Raw genomic sequence first — 15,761 nt, 5'->3', positions numbered from 1 at the left:
CGAACGCACAGAATCAGAACCTGAATAGCGAAGGATGCACCGCGTTTTGCAGCGGCGCGACGAGCGTTTCGAAAACATCGGACACGCGGAATTGCTTTTCGTCGACCCGCGTGATGATCTGCGCCTTCATGACCGGCGCCGTGCCGACGAAAGCGGCGATACGCCCGCCCACTTTCAACTGTTCGAGCAATTCCTGCGGCATGACCGGCATGCCGCCCGAAACGCAGATCACGTCATAAGGCGCGCCGTCGGCCAAGCCCCGCGCGCCGTCGCCGTGAACCACATGCGCGTTCGACACACCGTTCGCCGCGAGATTCTGCTTCGCGAACTCGGCGAGTTCCGGCGAGATTTCAACCGTGGTCACGCTGCGGCCGCGATGCGCGAGGAGCGCCGCCATATAGCCCGAGCCCGCGCCGATTTCCAGCACCGTCTCACCCTTGTGAATGGCCAGTTCTTGCAGAACCCGCGCCTCGACCTTTGGCGACAGCATGCGCTCGCCGCCGGGAAGCGGAATTTCGAGGTCCGCGAAAGCGATATTGCGGTACGCGGCGGGAACGAAGTTCTCGCGCTTGATGAGCGACAGCAGATTCAGAATCTCCTGGTCCAGCACTTCCCAAGGACGAATCTGCTGCTCGATCATGTTGAAACGCGCTTGCTCGATGTTCATGTTCGTTGTGCGTCGTTGTGCGTCGTTCTGCAAGAAGGGTAGCCGCGAAGGCCGCCGGGTCAGACTTTCAGGCAGCTTCAGGCGGGTTGGAAAACTGTGCGATTGTAGCAAATAGACGGGTTTTCCCGCCCGTTCGCGCGCAGCCAGTGCGGCTCGGCTCATGCAGTTTGACTAATGCGGCAGTCGGATATCGAATTTGAAGGTGACGAGCCGCGCGACCAGAATGAAAGCCGTAGACAGCAGCACGTTGTAGATCGTGTCCACTTGAAGCTGTTCGAGCCCGATATACATCCAGCAGCCCGCAAACGCGCACACTGCGTACGGCCGCGAATCGCGCAGGATCAGCGGAATCTCGTTGCACAGCACGTCGCGCATGATGCCGCCGAACACGCCGGTGGTCACGCCCATCATCGTCGCGGTGAAAACGGGCATTTGCGCATCGAGCGCGATGGAAGTGCCCGAGACGCTGAAGAGTCCGAGGCCGATCGCATCGGTGATGAGGAGCGCGCGCTGATCGAACAGACGCGTCGTCACGCGTAGAAAGAAGGGCGCGAAAATCGCCATCGCGAAGATGACGAACACGTATTCCTGATGCTCGACCCAATAAAACGGCCGGCGTGACAGCAGCACGTCGCGTACGGTGCCGCCGCCGAAAGCCGTGGCGAGGGCGACGAGGAAGGCGCCGACGGCGTCGAGCCGGCGCTTGCGCGCCTCGATGAGACCGGAGAACGCATACGCGAAAATCGCGAACGCCTCCATGATGGAAATGGCGAGAGTCAGCCTGGGATGCACGTTCTAACCCGCTTTGCGGTTCTTGTCTTGTGGATGTTGATGATGTCGCGGCGCGCTCGCCGGTTGCAGCAGCACGAGCACGGCGCCCGCGCCGCCATCGTGCGGACGCGCCTGACAGAACGCAATCACTTCGACCTTCTGCACGAGCCACGCGCGCACCTTGCCCTTGAGCACCGGCTCGCGGCCGACGGACCCGAGCCCCTTGCCGTGAATCACGCGCAGACAGCGCAGCCCGCGCTTCACGGCTTCGCGGATGAACTCCGCAAGCGCCTCGCGCGCTTCCTCGCGGCGCATGCCGTGCAGATCGAGTTGCGCCTGAACGATCCACGCGCCGCGCCGCAACTTCCTCACGACCTCCTGACTGATGCCCGGACGACAGTAGGAAAGCGTCTCGTCGATATCGAGCAGGCTTTCCGGGTCGTATTCGTCGGAGAGCGCTTCCTGCAGCACCGCTTCCTCGTCGCGCCAGCTTTGCAGCGGAAGCGGTGGCGGCGGCACGCGAGCGATAGCGATGCGCGGCGGCGTCTTCAATGGCTCGATTTCGCCGATGGCGCGGCGAAACTCATCGGCCTCGGCCAACGTTTCGCGTTCCGCACGCACGGCCGCGACGCGTTCGACCTCGCGCTTCTCCGCCTGCGCCTTCAACGCGCTTTTCAGCGATCCGAGTCCGGCGAGCCCTTCGCGTTTCACCGCTTCGGCGACATCGGCGGGTTTCGCTTCGACAGGCGCGCTGACTTGCGGCGTGGCGGCGCGCCGCAGTTTCGGTTCGTTCGGATGAGGTTGGTTTTTCGGCATCGTTCGGCCAACGGATAAGCGCGGGACGGTCAAACGCAGCGCGCCGATTGTGCCACGCGCGGCGCCATGCACCTGCACGAAACGGCGCTCGCGAAAATAAAAACGGGCCGGCGGCGCGAACCGTGGCCCGTTCTTCAGTCTGGTTCAACCCTCGATGCGGTTGAACTCAGTGAGCAGTACGCTGCGCGCCGGCAACCATTCTAACGGTCCGACGCGCGCGCGGTCGCTCAACGATCCTTTTCGTGGCTCATCGAGTGCGGCGTGGGCGTTTCGTCGATGGTTTCCAGATAGCGTTGCGCATCCAGTGCCGCCATACAACCGGTTCCGGCGCTCGTGATTGCCTGACGATACACGTGATCCTGCACGTCGCCCGCCGCGAACACGCCGGGGATGCTGGTGGACGTTGCGTCGCCCGTCGTGCCGCCCTTCGTGATGATGTAGCCGTTCTTCATTTCGAGCTGGTTGGTGAAGAGATCGGTGTTCGGTTTGTGACCGATTGCCACGAACACGCCTTGCAGCTTGACGTCGGTGGTGTCGCCGGTTTCGGTGCTCTTCACGCGCAGGCCGGTCACGCCGGTCGCGTCGCCGAGCACCTCGTCGAGCACGTGGTTCCATTTGATATCGACGACGCCTTCCTTTTCCTTCGCCAGCAAGCGGTCGATGAGAATGGGCTCGGCGCGGAACTTGTCGCGACGATGGATCACCGTGACCTTCTTCGCGATGCCCGCAAGGTAAATGGCTTCCTCGACCGCCGTATTGCCGCCGCCGATCACCGCCACTTCGCCGTTGCGATAGAAGAAGCCGTCGCAGGTAGCGCACGCCGACACGCCCTTGCCCATGAACGCTTCTTCGGAAGGATCGCCGAGATATTGCGCCGATGCGCCCGTCGCGATGATGAGCGAGTCGCACGTGTACTCGCCCGAGTCGCCGATCAACCGCAGCGGACGCTCGTTGAGCTTCGCCGTATGGATGTGATCGAAGACGATCTCGGTGTTGAAGTTGCGCGCGTGTTCTTCGAGGCGCTGCATGAGTTCCGGACCCTGCACGCCCGTGGGATCGCCCGGCCAGTTTTCGACGTCGGTGGTGGTCATCAACTGACCGCCCTGAGCTAAGCCGGTGATGAGCAGCGGCGACAGATTCGCGCGCGCGGCGTAGACGGCGGCCGAATAGCCGGCGGGGCCGGAACCGAGAATCAGCACTTTGGCGTGTTTGGTCGATGACATGGCGTTTGGTCCGTTATTGATGGCCGTCGGGTTGTGGCGCGGCAACTTCGACGCCCGGCGCGAAAAGCGGCTCATGACCGCGACGCGCCATTGCAGCCCCGACGAACTCTAGTTGGGTGCAAGGGATCAATTATAAAGGCCGTTGCAAAAGCCTTCCGAGTGAACCTTTCAATCGGTTTGATAGCCGAGCGTCGCAGGAATCACGAAAAAATCGTTGCTTAATCGTGGCTTAAATCACGAGCGTTTGCGTGTGACGAGTGTTACAGGTTGCAAGCACGGACGCCTTTTTGCGCCGTTCACCGCAATGCAGCGTTTACAATAGGCCACCTTATATGCGGCACTTTATAAGCCGCGACAAGCGACTCCGAATCAATGGCCAAAGCATCCTATTCCGCGAGCCCGCAGGCGCTGCCGCACCGCATGTCGCGGCTCTTCACCGAGATTCGCTGGATTCTCCAGGTTGCGCTCGGACTGTTTCTCGTCATGGCGCTCCTTTCCTATAGCCGGAAAGACCCGAGCTGGATGCACGCCATCAGCGTGGATCACATTTCGAACTGGGCTGGGCGCGTCGGCGCCAACACGTCCGATATCCTGCTGCTCGCGTTCGGGCTCTCGTCGTACTGGTTCGTCGTGCTGCTCGGGAGGCGGATCGTCGCGAATTACCGGCGCATCACGCAACCCGCGCTCGCCGACGACGACACCCCGCGCGATCGCACCTGGCTTGCCGAGGCATTCGCGTTCGTGCTCGTGCTGCTCGCAAGCGATGGCATCGAGGCGTTGCGCATGTGGTCGCTCAAGGTGCCGCTGCCGCGCGCGCCGGGCGGTGTGGTCGGCGACATGGTCGCGCGCCATGTGTCCCACGCGCTCGGCTTCACGGGGGCGACGCTCTTTCTGCTGATCGCGCTCGCCATCGGCTTGTCGCTCTATTTCCGCTTCTCGTGGTTGTCCGTGTGCGAAACAGTTGGCGACGGCATTCTCACCGCGATCACCGGCGCGCAACTCCGGCGCGAAGCGGGCCGCGACCGCAAGCTCGGCGAGGAAGCGGCGACCAAGCGCGAAGGCAAGGTCGTGCGCTCGCGCGTGAAGCAGGAAGATCACGAGCCGGTCGTGATCGTGCCGCCGGTCGCCACGCCGCCGCGCTCCGAGCGCGCGGAGAAAGAAAAGCAGGTGCCGCTCTTCAAGGACCTGCCGGGCGATTCCACCTTGCCGCCGCTCGCGTTGCTCGACGCGCCGCCGAAAACCCAGGAAACCATTGCTGCCGACACGCTGGAATACACCTCGCGTCTCATCGAAAAGAAGCTGAAGGACTTCGGCGTCGAAGTGAGCGTGGTCGCGGCGTATCCGGGGCCGGTCGTGACGCGTTACGAGATCGAACCGGCCACGGGCGTGAAGGGCAGCCAGATCGTCGGGCTCGCGAAGGATCTGGCGCGCTCGTTGTCGCTTGTGTCCATCCGCGTCGTCGAAACCATTCCGGGCAAGAATTTCATGGCGCTCGAGTTGCCGAACCAGCGCCGCCAGACCGTGAAGCTCTCCGAGATTCTCGGCTCCGAGGTCTACGCAGCCGCCGCCTCGCCGCTAACGATGGGCCTTGGCAAGGACATCGGCGGCAATCCGGTCTGCGCCGATCTTGCCAAGATGCCGCACTTGCTGGTCGCGGGCACCACGGGTTCGGGCAAGTCCGTCGGCATCAACGCGATGATTCTTTCGCTCCTCTACAAGGCAAGCGCGGATCAGGTGCGGCTCATCCTCATCGACCCGAAGATGCTTGAAATGAGCGTCTACGAAGGCATTCCGCATCTGCTGTGTCCGGTCGTCACCGACATGCGGCAGGCGGGTCACGCGCTCAACTGGGCGGTCGCGGAAATGGAGCGGCGCTACAAGCTCATGAGCAAGATGGGCGTGCGCAATCTCGCGAGCTTCAACAGCAAGATCGACGAAGCGAAGAAGCGCGACGAAACCATTCCGAACCCGTTCAGCCTCACGCCGGACGAACCCGAGCCGCTCGCGCGTCTGCCGCATATCGTCGTGGTCATCGACGAACTGGCCGATCTGATGATGGTCGTCGGCAAGAAGGTCGAGGAGTTGATCGCGCGGATCGCGCAGAAGGCGCGCGCGGCGGGCATCCATCTGATTCTCGCGACGCAGCGGCCGTCCGTCGATGTCATCACGGGCCTCATCAAGGCGAACGTGCCGACGCGCATGGCGTTCCAGGTGTCGTCGAAGATCGATTCGCGCACGATTCTCGATCAGCAGGGCGCGGAATCGTTGCTCGGCATGGGCGACATGCTTTATCTGCCTCCAGGCTCGGGTCTGCCGGTGCGCGTGCATGGCGCGTTCGTGTCGGATGAAGAAGTGCATCGCGTGGTCGACAAGCTCAAGGAGCACGGCGAGCCGAACTATATCGAAGGCATTCTCGAAGGCGGACTGGCCGGCGAGGGTGAAGAAGGCGCGCCCGGCGCAGGCGGCGCGACCGATGGCGAGTCCGACCCGCTTTACGATCAGGCGGTGGAAGTGGTCATCAAGAACAAGCGCGCTTCGATTTCGCTCGTGCAGCGGCATCTGCGCATTGGCTATAACCGGGCGGCGCGGCTGCTCGAACAGATGGAGAACTCCGGGCTCGTTTCGTCGATGTCGTCGAACGGCAACCGCGAGATTCTGACGCCGGCGCGCGATTCCGACTGAGCGCCGACGTGTTTTGAATGGAGAACAAAAGCATGAAGCAACACACGGGGAAGAAGGTATTCGGCGCGGCGCTGCTGTCCGCGTCGATGCTGTTTGCATCGCACGCGTACGCGAGTGGCACGGAGCAGCTGAAGGCCTTCGTTTCGCAAGTCCACGCGGCACGCGGCGAATTCACGCAACAGGAAGTCAAGGCGCCAGGCAAGGTCAATAACGGCGCAAGCTCCACGACTACGCCGACCAAGGGCGTGACCTCCAGCGGCACATTCATGTTCGCGCGGCCGGGCAAGTTCATCTGGTCGTATGAAAAGCCGTACTCGCAGGTTTTGCAGGCGGACGGCGACAAGCTCTACGTCTATGACAAGGACTTGAACCAGGTCACCGTTCGCACGCTTGGCGGCGCGCTTGGCGCAAGCCCCGCCGCCATCCTTTTCGGCAGCAACGACCTCGACAAGAACTTCACCTCGCGCGATGCGGGCGAGAAGGGCGGCATCGACTGGCTGGAACTCACGCCTAAAGCGAAGGACACGCAGTTCGAACGCGTGGGCATCGGCTTCAAGGACGGCAATCTGCAAGCCATGGAACTGCACGACGTGTTCGGCAACGTCACGCTTCTTACGTTCTCGAACATTCAGAAGAACCCGCCGATCAAGAGCGATACCTTCAAGTTCAACGTGCCGAAGGGCGCGGACGTGATCAACGGGTAAGGTTGGGCGCCTGGCTTATTGATATTCGGTGACGACCGTCACGAGCGCTGTCGATGGCGCCGACATGGACAGCACGCCGCCTGTCGCGCCGACGTGAAACGTGCCATCGCTGCCGCGTGCGGTCTGACGTCCGGCGCCATCAGCGAAGCGCGCGTACACGCTGCCGGCAATGGCGACGCGTGCGTTCGGCGCGTCGGTTGGCGGCGGCGTGAAGTGCACCGAGACCGTCTGGTCGCTCGCATGGTTCGTCGCCGAAAAAGTTGCGGACGTTGCCGCCGTCGATGTCGATACGCCGAACGGCGGCGCCACCAGCGCGCCCCGGAATGTGATCGTGCCACCGGGCATCGTGTACACCGGGGCGGATACCGCATAGGCGCTCATCACGGCGAGCGCCGCTGCCAATCCCACCCGGCGTGTTTCTCTCAGCTTTGCTTGGTCCATCTTTTCCCCCGTTGAAAAGTCCGTGTTTCGCGTGACGTGATTAAGCAAATCCGATCATTCGGCTTATTTTTGAGATAACGCGATTAGCTTGGATATTAGGAGAAATCGTGTCGGTCGAGTGATTGGCTTTTGCTAATTGCTCGCGGAAATCGATGCTTGTCGAATAAGCATGCGTACTGCTTATTTAGCTGCGTCTAAGCAGTGTGAGCGGCGGTCATGTCCTCGATGAATGCATCGACGATATCGTTCTTCGCATTGCGCGAGCCGCGTCCACGCTCGGCGCGCACGACCATGTGAAACGCCACGCGATAACGCATGAACTCGGGATTCAACGCGGCGAGCAAGCCGTCTTTCACATAAGGCGCGGCGAAATGCTCCGGCAGATAACCGAGATGCCGCCCGGATAACACGAGCATGGCGACGGCTTCCATGTTGTCCGCGACCGCGCCGATAGTGCGCGGCGTGAGCGCGCCTGCTTCGGGCAGCGGATAGCTGCGCCACGCCCACGCATGATCGGCGGCATCGTCCGGACTCACATTGCCCGCGTGTGCAAAAAGCGGATGCTCGCGCGCGCAGTACGCGAACTGATCTTCGGCAAAGATCTGCGTGTATTCGAGCGACGGCACGCGATGCCAGAAGTAGCCGATCGCCATCTGAATGCGGCCGGCAAGCAGCATTTCCTCGAGTTCGCCTGGCGAGCGGACGAGCACGGATAGGCGCACCGATTCGTCGCGTCGCCGGAAGCGCGCGATCGCCTCGCTGATGCGCGCATTCGCGCTCACCGGCGTGTTGCCGATCATCCCGAGCGTCAGCGTGCCGACGAGTTTTCGGCCGACATGGCGCGCGGTGGAATCGAACGTTTCGACAGCGGCGAGCAACGCTCTGCATGCATCGACGAATTGCTCGCCGCGCGAAGTGAGTGCGAAACCGCCGCGTCCGCGCTCGCAAAGCCGGTAGCCGAGGCGCGTTTCGAGCGTCGCGAGTTGCGTGCTGATGGTCGACTGGCCAACATTGAGCGTGGCCTGCGCGGAGGAAACGCCGCCTGCATCGACGATGGCGAGAAACACGCGTATGAGCCGCAAATCCAGATCGGACAGATGAGTGAACACGCGCGCCGCCTATACATCGATTGGGATCGATGTGAAGTTGTTTTTGTCGCCATTTTAGCTTGGGTCAAAAGCGCGTACTAATACGCCATCTTTGGTTCAACGGGAACATTTGACACCATGAATATGTCTTCGCTCTTTACGCCTGCCGAACACTTTAACGCCGAGCGTCCGCAACCGCTTTCCGGCAATCAGATGCCGCGCTGCGGCGGCATCACCACGATGATGCGTCTGCCGAACGTGCCGACGGCCGCCGGTCTCGACGTGTGTTTCGTCGGCGTGCCGTTCGACCTCGGTACGTCGAATCGCACGGGCGCGCGTTTCGGCCCGCGCCAGGTGCGCAGCGAATCGGTGCTGCTGCGCCCGTACAACATGGCGACGCGCGCCGCGCCGTTCGACTCGCTGCGCGTGGCCGATATCGGCGATGTCGCGATCAATCCGTACAACCTGCTGGATTCGATCGACCGCATCGAGCGCGCATATGGCGAGATCCTCGCGCACGACTGCAAGCCGATCACGCTTGGCGGCGATCACACCATCGCATTGCCGATTCTGCGGGCGATCCATGCGAAGCACGGCAAGGTCGGGCTCATTCACATCGACGCTCACGCCGACGTCAACGACACCATGTTCGGCGAGAAGATCGCGCACGGCACGCCGTTTCGCCGCGCGGTGGAAGAGGGCTTGCTCGATTGTGGGCGCGTCGTGCAGATCGGCCTGCGCGGCACAGGCTACGAGGCGAGCGATTTCGACTGGTGCCGCGAACAGGGCTTTCGCGTCGTGCAGACGGAGGAGTGCTGGAACAAGTCGCTCGCGCCGCTGATGGCCGAAGTGCGCGAACAGATGGGCGACGGGCCGGTGTATATCACCTTCGACATCGATGGCATCGATCCGGCGTTTGCGCCCGGAACCGGCACGCCGGAAATCGCGGGTCTGACGGTGCCGCAGGCGCTGGAGATCGTGCGCGGCGCGTGGGGCTTGAATATCGTCGGCGCGGATTTGGTGGAGGTTGCGCCGCCGTACGATCCGTTCGGAACCACGGCGCTGCTCGGGGCGAATCTCGCGTTCGAATTGTTGTGCGTGTTTCCGGGCGTCGAGCGGCGCGCGTGAATCGGGCGAGACGTTACGAAGCCAACGCCGCCCGCCGCGTCGAAACCAGCAGCAAGTAGCAGACGGCGCCCAACGCAAGCGATGGCAATGTCGCGCCCAGATTCGGCAGCCACTGGTTGATCGCGTGATAGGCCGCGATTCCGATCGCCCACGCGACAAAGGCGCTCACGTGCCAGCCGCCCGAATAGCCATAGCGGCCGACGGACTGGCCGAGCGCGGCGAGATCGACGCGGCGTTTTCTCACGATGAAGTGATCGGCCAGCACCACGCCGAAGAGCGGCGCGAACACCGAACCGATCAGCAGCAGGAAGTTCTGATACTTGCCCATGGCAACGGCGAGCGCGACCAGCGTGCAGAGCGCGCCGAACGCGGCGGAAAGCACGGGTACGCTCACGCGCGCCCAGAACGTGCCCGTCGATACGGCGGCGGAGTGTATATCGGCGAAGGCGTTGTCGATTTCATCGATGAGAATCAGGAGCAGCGCAATGCCGCCACCCGCCTGCGCGAGCGCGATGGTGAGGAGCGCATCGCCGCCGCCCGCGGCCAGCCCGTACACCGCGCCGAGCGCGTAGAACCACAGGTTCGCGATGCCGTAGCCGAGCAGCGTGCCGCGAAACGAGCCGCCCGCGCTGCGAGAAAAGCGCGTGTAATCGGCAATCAGCGGCAGCCACGAAAGCGGCATGGCAACGACCAGATCGATCCCCGCGCCGAACGCCAGCTCGCCGGTGCCAGGACGCGCCAGCAGCGCGGCCAGATCCTGCTTGGCCAGCAGATTCCACGTGAGCCAGCCCGCGCCCGCGAGCAAAAGCCAGATGCCCCAGGTACGCAGAAAGCGCCGCACGAAGGACAGCGGACCGCTCACCGCGAGCAGCGTGGCGAGCACGCCGAAGATCACGGTCCAGACGAGCGGCATCGACAGATTGAAAGATTGTTTGGCGAGCGCGTCCGCGGAATCGCGCATGACGATGATTTCGAACGAGCCCCAGCCGACCAGTTGAACGGCGTTGAGCACGGCAGGCACCGACGCGCCGCGCACACCGAGCGTCGGGCGCAGCGAGGACATGGCGGCGAGCCCCGTGTCCGCGCCGACCACGCCCGCGAGCGCGAGCAGCACCACGCCGATCACCGTGCCGATGACGATTGCCACGAGTGCGTGCGGCAGCGACAGACCCGGCACGAGCAGCGCGCCCGCCTGCGCGACCAGCAGGCCGATGCCGAGCGAGAACCACAGCGCGAAGGCGTCGCTGGTGCCGAAGGCGCGCCGTTCGGGCGGCACGGGAATGAGCGGGGCGTAAGTCGACGTGTCCTCTTGCTGCATCGGATTTGATCCTTATCTTGTCTGTTCGCGGTTTGTCCGAAGCCGTCGCTCGCGCGCGAGCATCGGCTGTCATAATGACCCGGATTTTGCGGCCACGCGGAGCAATGCGCTAGCTCTGCCGTTCGGCATAGGCAAGAATGCGTCCGGTGACCCGGCCGTCGGCGCCTCACCTCACTCAGCAAGCACATGTTCGAAGAAAACCGTGGCACCGTCCCGCTCGCGGAACGCCTGCGCCCCCGCACCATCGACGACGTGATCGGGCAGAAGCATCTGCTCGGTCAGGCGAAGCCGCTGCGCGTCGCGTTCGAATCGGGCGAGGCGCATTCGATGATCCTCTGGGGCCCGCCCGGCGTCGGCAAGACCACGCTCGCGCGCCTCATGGCCGCTGCCTTCAACGCCGAGTTCATCTCGCTTTCGGCGGTGCTCTCGGGCGTGAAGGATATCCGCGAGGCGGTCGAGACGGCGCAGATTCATCGCGCAAACGGGCGCCAGACGCTCGTGTTCGTCGATGAAGTGCATCGCTTCAACAAGAGCCAGCAGGACGCGTTCTTGCCGCACGTGGAGTCGGGCCTGTTCGTGTTCGTCGGCGCGACGACCGAAAATCCGTCGTTCGAGGTGAACAGCGCGCTGTTGTCGCGGGCCGCCGTCTACGTGCTGAAAAGCCTGGACGCCGACGAGTTGAGAGAACTGCTGGAGCGCGCAAGCACTGAACTCGGCGGCCTGACCTTCACCGACGAATCGCGCGACGCGCTGATCGGTTCCGCCGATGGCGACGGCCGCAAGCTCCTGAATAACCTGGAAATCGTCGCACGCGCGGCCGCGCAGCAGAAGCAGACGCACGTGGATGGCGCGTTGCTCGGCAGCGCGCTCGCCGAAAATCTGCGCCGTTTCGACAAGGGCGGCGACGCGTTCTACGACCAGATCAGCGCGCTGCACAAGTCGGTGCGTGGCAGCAATCCGGACGCCGCGCTGTACTGGTTTTGCCGCATGATCGACGGCGGCGCGGACGCGCGTTATCTGGCGCGGCGCATCGTCCGGATGGCCTGGGAAGATATCGGTCTTGCCGATCCGCGTGGCGCGCGCATCGCGCTCGATGCCGCCGAAACTTACGAGCGGCTCGGCTCGCCCGAGGGCGAACTGGCGCTCGGGCAGGCGCTCATTTATCTGGCGGTCGCGCCGAAATCGAACGCGGGCTACAACGCGTATAACGAGGCACGGCGCTTCGTCGGCAAGGATCAGTCGCGCGGCGTGCCGGTGCATCTGCGCAACGCGCCGACGAAGTTGATGAAGGAGCTCGGCTACGGCCACGAGTATCGCTACGCGCACGACGAACCGGACGCCTATGCCGCCGGTGAAACCTATCTGCCGGACGGCATGCGCGATCCGCACTGGTATGTGCCGACGCCGCGCGGGCTGGAAGGCAAGATCGGCGACAAGCTGTCGCGTCTCGCGGAACTCGATGAAGCCTGGCGGCGCGAGCACAAGGATGAGAAGAAGCGGTAAAGGGTGTTGCACGCCGGCGGGTGCTTCGTTTCACTCGCACCGCCCGCCTGTTTCATCGAGCGAATCGAAGCGGCACGCGCCGGCCGTAACCGGTGCGTTAGACTTCACAGCTACTGGCGGCGCGCCTTGCCGCAAATATCGGCGGTGCATGATCGCCTGAACGCCAGCCACGGCCGCGCCCGATGCGTGCGCTAAAATCGTCGTTTTCGAATACTTAACAAAAGCATCCCCGACATGCTCGACATTCAACACCTCCGTAAAGACCTGAACGGCGTCGCGAAGCGCCTCGCCGACCGAGGCTACACGCTCGACGTCGCCGCCTTCGCCGCGCTCGAAGCCGAGCGACGCGACATCCAGACCCGCACCGAAGAACTTCAGGCGCGCCGCAATAGCCTGTCCAAACAAATCGGCGCGATGAAAGGCCGTGGCGAGGACACGTCGGCGGTGATGGCGGAAGTAGGCGGCATCGGCGACACGATGAAGGCATCGGCGACGCAACTCGAAAACGTGCAGAAGCGTCTGTCGGACCTGATGCTGACCGTGCCGAATCTGCCTCACGAAAGCGTGCCTGTGGGCAACGACGAGAAGCAGAACGTCGAATTGCGCCGCTGGGGTTCACCGCGCGCGTTCGATTTCGAGGTCAAGGATCACGTCGATGTCGGCGCGCCGCTCGGCCTCGATTTCGAAACCGGCGCAAAGCTTTCGGGCGCGCGCTTCACGCTCTTGCGCGGGCCTATTGCGCGGCTGCATCGCGCGCTCGCGCAGTTCATGATCGACACACACACCGAACAGCACGGCTATACAGAAGCGTACACACCGTACATCGTGAATCCTGAGATTCTCTACGGTACCGGACAGTTGCCCAAATTCGCCGACGATATGTTCCGCGTCGAGAAGGGCGGCGACGAAAACACGGTCACGCAGTACCTCATCTCCACCTCGGAGATTTCACTCACGAACACCGTGCGCGACAGCATCCTCGAAGCGAGCGCGCTGCCGGTGAAGCTGACGGCGCATTCGCCGTGCTTCCGTTCCGAGGCGGGTTCATATGGACGCGACACGCGCGGCCTGATTCGCCAGCATCAATTCGATAAGGTCGAGATGGTGCAGGTCGTCGCGCCCGAGCATTCGTACGCCGCGCTCGACGAGATGGTCGGGCAGGCCGAAACCATTCTGCAGAAGCTCGAATTGCCGTATCGCGTAATCACGCTTTGCACGGGCGACATGGGCTTTTCGGCGGCGAAGACCTTCGACCTCGAAGTGTGGTTGCCGGCGCAAAACACCTATCGCGAGATTTCGAGCTGCTCGAATACCGAGGCCTTCCAGGCGCGACGCATGCAGGCGCGCTTTCGCAATGCGCAAGGCAAGCCGGAGTTCGTGCATACGCTCAACGGCTCGGGTCTCGCGGTGGGACGCACACTGGTTGCCGTACTGGAGAATTTCCAGAACGCGGACGGCTCGGTGACCATTCCCGCGGTTTTGCGCCCTTACATGCGTGGCGCAGAGCGTATCGAGGCGCCGGCCGTGGTCTGACGTTTATTTTTAAAAAGGGTCTTGGAAAGCTCGAACGACTTCGTTATACTTTCGTTCTTCGCTTGGCAACGACCCGCTTCGCGAAGGCCGGCAAAGCCTTTAAGGCCTAGTCTGGTAGACGGAAAGGTGGCAGAGTGGTCGAATGCGCTGGACTCGAAATCCAGTGTACAGTTTTGCTGTACCGTGGGTTCGAATCCCACCCTTTCCGCCAAGATACTAAACCCCGCAAGTCGTGAGACTTGCGGGGTTTTTCGTTGGGGGCCCGGTTTCGTTCAAGGCCTTCGCATCAAGTCGTGCATCGCGCCACATCGAACCTCAGTTCGGGCTCCGGCAACCCGCTGTAGTCATCCACGGATCGCTGCACCTTCACCTCTGTTCCATACGCGGATGGCGTCAAGGTCACGAGCCACGCGTTCGGTCCGACGACGAGCTCCGTCGTTCCTTGATTGCGCACCGTCTGCACCGAAGGCAACCTGCCTTCGAGACAGCCCGATATATCCGACGCACGCCGCGCCGATGAAACATGAATCACGGGCTTCGACGCTCTCAGCTCCGGGCCACTCGTCGAACTGCAGGCAGCCAGCACGGACAAGACCGCGGTAACGGTACAAACGGCATAGACGGAATAAACGGCACGAGCAGCATTCAGGCGTTGCAGGTTCATATCTTCAGGCTCGGGTTTTCAAGTGCGAATGCGGGTCACTAGACCACAATCGCGCATCGATCACAAGACCGCATGGCGCGATCGCAAACGCCCGGTGTCGCCACGAAACGCAGCACGCATGCGCCTTTCCAAAGAGAGAGGGCCGCACGAGAGTGCTATCATCGGCCCCAATGTCCTCGTGCACGGCGCGCCCCAAGCGGCGTTTCTCGCGCCACGCACGCAGGCGCGACGAACACATCTGCCAATGGCCATTACGCTCAAGACACCCGCTGACATCGAGAAGTTACGCATCTCCGGCCGCATGGCCGCCGAAGTCCTCGCCATGATCGGGGAACACGTGCGCCCCGGCGTCACCACGGACGAACTCGACGCCCTCTGCAACCGCTTCATCGTCGATGAACTGAACGCCGTGCCGGCGAACGTTGGCTACATGGGCTTTCCGAAGACGGTCTGCACGTCGGTGAATCATGTCGTCTGTCACGGTATTCCCGGCCCGAAAGAACTGAAAGACGGCGACATCATCAATATCGACGTGGCCATCATCAAGGACGGCTACTTCGGCGACACGAGCCGCATGTACTACGCCGGCACGCCGAACAAGGAAGCGCGGCGCCTCACCGAAACCACCTACGAAGCCATGGTCGCGGGCATCCGCGAAGTGCGTCCGGGCGCGACGCTCGGCGACGTCGGCCACGCAATCCAGACGGTCGCGCACCGGGAAGGCTTTTCGGTGGTGCGCGAGTACTGCGGTCACGGCATCGGCCGCGTGTATCACGAAGATCCGCAAGTGCTGCATTACGGCCAGCGCGGCGCGGGTCTGCGGCTCAAGGCCGGCCTTGTCTTCACCATCGAGCCCATGATCAACGCGGGCCGTCCCGCCACGCAGCAGTCGCGCGACGGCTGGACGGTGACCACGAAGGACCGCTCGCTGTCGGCGCAGTGGGAACACATGGTCGCGGTAACGGAAGACGGCTTCGAGTTGCTTACGCCCTGGCCGGATGGCGTAGGCGCCTACGCCGCGCCGTAAAGAAGCGCGCGAGTACCGTTTGCGCGCGCCGTGATGGTGCGTAAGCGGCGAGAGCGCGTCTGCATGTGCGCTGTAAAGCACTATCCGAGAAGAAAGAATTGACGGGTACGCCCGTTCGGTTGAAGCTACGCGAATGGCCCGAATACCGGAAAGGCCCGAGCGCCTTCGAGGCAGAGAAGCCAGAGAGCCAGAGAGA

General features: G+C 63.0%; 14 protein-coding genes and 1 tRNA gene. 7 read left to right on the top strand and 8 right to left on the bottom strand.

The features are described 5' to 3' along the window. Positions 1 to 13: 13 nt before the first annotated feature. From P9292_RS22275 to trxB, 4 genes are all read right to left on the bottom strand, one after another. A complete protein-coding gene (locus P9292_RS22275; protein ID WP_244827322.1) occupies positions 14 to 667 on the bottom strand; it encodes a protein-L-isoaspartate O-methyltransferase in 654 nt (217 codons plus the stop codon). Between the two features lie 171 nt (positions 668 to 838). After that, on the bottom strand, positions 839 to 1,459 hold the full coding sequence (locus tag P9292_RS22270; RefSeq protein ID WP_244827323.1) for a trimeric intracellular cation channel family protein: 621 nt from the start codon (positions 1,457 to 1,459) through the stop codon (positions 839 to 841). A gap of 3 nt (positions 1,460 to 1,462) precedes the next feature. Then, entirely contained in the window at positions 1,463 to 2,254 is a 792-nt protein-coding gene (locus P9292_RS22265) for a Smr/MutS family protein (protein ID WP_250508692.1), read from the bottom strand. A 227-nt stretch (positions 2,255 to 2,481) separates the two neighbouring features. Further along, on the bottom strand, positions 2,482 to 3,477 hold the full coding sequence (gene trxB / locus P9292_RS22260; protein WP_250463652.1) for a thioredoxin-disulfide reductase: 996 nt from the start codon (positions 3,475 to 3,477) through the stop codon (positions 2,482 to 2,484). A gap of 372 nt (positions 3,478 to 3,849) precedes the next feature. Here trxB and P9292_RS22255 point away from each other — a divergent pair, with 372 nt between their 5' ends. Together P9292_RS22255 and lolA are read left to right on the top strand one after the other, a co-directional pair. After that, complete coding sequence (locus tag P9292_RS22255) at positions 3,850 to 6,159, top strand: DNA translocase FtsK 4TM domain-containing protein (protein ID WP_309961272.1); 2,310 nt, start codon at positions 3,850 to 3,852, stop codon at positions 6,157 to 6,159. A 32-nt stretch (positions 6,160 to 6,191) separates the two neighbouring features. Further along, positions 6,192 to 6,863 (top strand): outer membrane lipoprotein chaperone LolA, encoded by a 672-nt coding sequence (gene lolA, locus P9292_RS22250; RefSeq protein WP_250463657.1) that lies wholly within the window; start codon positions 6,192 to 6,194, stop codon positions 6,861 to 6,863. Between the two features lie 15 nt (positions 6,864 to 6,878). Here the strand turns inward: lolA and P9292_RS22245 are convergent, their stop codons facing one another. Then, complete coding sequence (locus P9292_RS22245) at positions 6,879 to 7,304, bottom strand: hypothetical protein (protein WP_309961269.1); 426 nt, start codon at positions 7,302 to 7,304, stop codon at positions 6,879 to 6,881. A gap of 194 nt (positions 7,305 to 7,498) precedes the next feature. Then, positions 7,499 to 8,413, bottom strand: coding sequence for a LysR family transcriptional regulator (locus tag P9292_RS22240; protein WP_250463663.1), 915 nt, complete (start codon positions 8,411 to 8,413; stop codon positions 7,499 to 7,501). Between the two features lie 117 nt (positions 8,414 to 8,530). On the opposite strand from P9292_RS22240, the gene speB reads away from it, so the two are divergent. Next, positions 8,531 to 9,520, top strand: coding sequence for an agmatinase (gene speB, locus P9292_RS22235; protein ID WP_409015186.1), 990 nt, complete (start codon positions 8,531 to 8,533; stop codon positions 9,518 to 9,520). A gap of 13 nt (positions 9,521 to 9,533) precedes the next feature. On the opposite strand, the gene cytX is transcribed toward speB, so the two are convergent. After that, positions 9,534 to 10,838, bottom strand: coding sequence for a putative hydroxymethylpyrimidine transporter CytX (cytX, locus tag P9292_RS22230; RefSeq protein WP_250491962.1), 1,305 nt, complete (start codon positions 10,836 to 10,838; stop codon positions 9,534 to 9,536). A 186-nt stretch (positions 10,839 to 11,024) separates the two neighbouring features. Here cytX and P9292_RS22225 point away from each other — a divergent pair, with 186 nt between their 5' ends. The 3 genes from P9292_RS22225 (at position 11,025) to P9292_RS22215 (ending at position 14,085) form a co-directional block, all read left to right on the top strand. Continuing rightward, the gene (locus tag P9292_RS22225) at positions 11,025 to 12,341 is read left to right on the top strand and encodes a replication-associated recombination protein A (protein ID WP_309961267.1); all 1,317 of its coding nucleotides are present in this window, start codon (positions 11,025 to 11,027) and stop codon (positions 12,339 to 12,341) included. Between the two features lie 234 nt (positions 12,342 to 12,575). Continuing rightward, positions 12,576 to 13,874 carry a serine--tRNA ligase gene (gene serS, locus P9292_RS22220; protein ID WP_309961265.1) on the top strand — a complete coding sequence of 433 codons (1,299 nt, stop codon included), beginning with the start codon at positions 12,576 to 12,578 and terminating at the stop codon, positions 13,872 to 13,874. 120 nt (positions 13,875 to 13,994) lie between these two features. Beyond that, positions 13,995 to 14,085 (top strand) — tRNA-Ser (locus P9292_RS22215). Between the two features lie 75 nt (positions 14,086 to 14,160). Here the strand turns inward: P9292_RS22215 and P9292_RS22210 are convergent. Beyond that, positions 14,161 to 14,538, bottom strand: a complete 378-nt coding sequence (locus P9292_RS22210) for a hypothetical protein (RefSeq protein ID WP_309961263.1) — start codon at positions 14,536 to 14,538, stop codon at positions 14,161 to 14,163. Positions 14,539 to 14,782: 244 nt separating this feature from the next. Between P9292_RS22210 and map the strand changes: the two genes are divergently transcribed. Continuing rightward, the gene (gene map / locus P9292_RS22205) at positions 14,783 to 15,565 is read left to right on the top strand and encodes a type I methionyl aminopeptidase (RefSeq protein WP_309964127.1); all 783 of its coding nucleotides are present in this window, start codon (positions 14,783 to 14,785) and stop codon (positions 15,563 to 15,565) included. Positions 15,566 to 15,761: the final 196 nt, after the last annotated feature.

Origin of the sequence: Caballeronia sp. LZ001 (genome assembly GCF_031450875.1) — a bacterium.
Lineage (GTDB): Bacteria > Pseudomonadota > Gammaproteobacteria > Burkholderiales > Burkholderiaceae > Caballeronia.
This window is presented reverse-complemented; position numbering and strand designations above follow the sequence as displayed.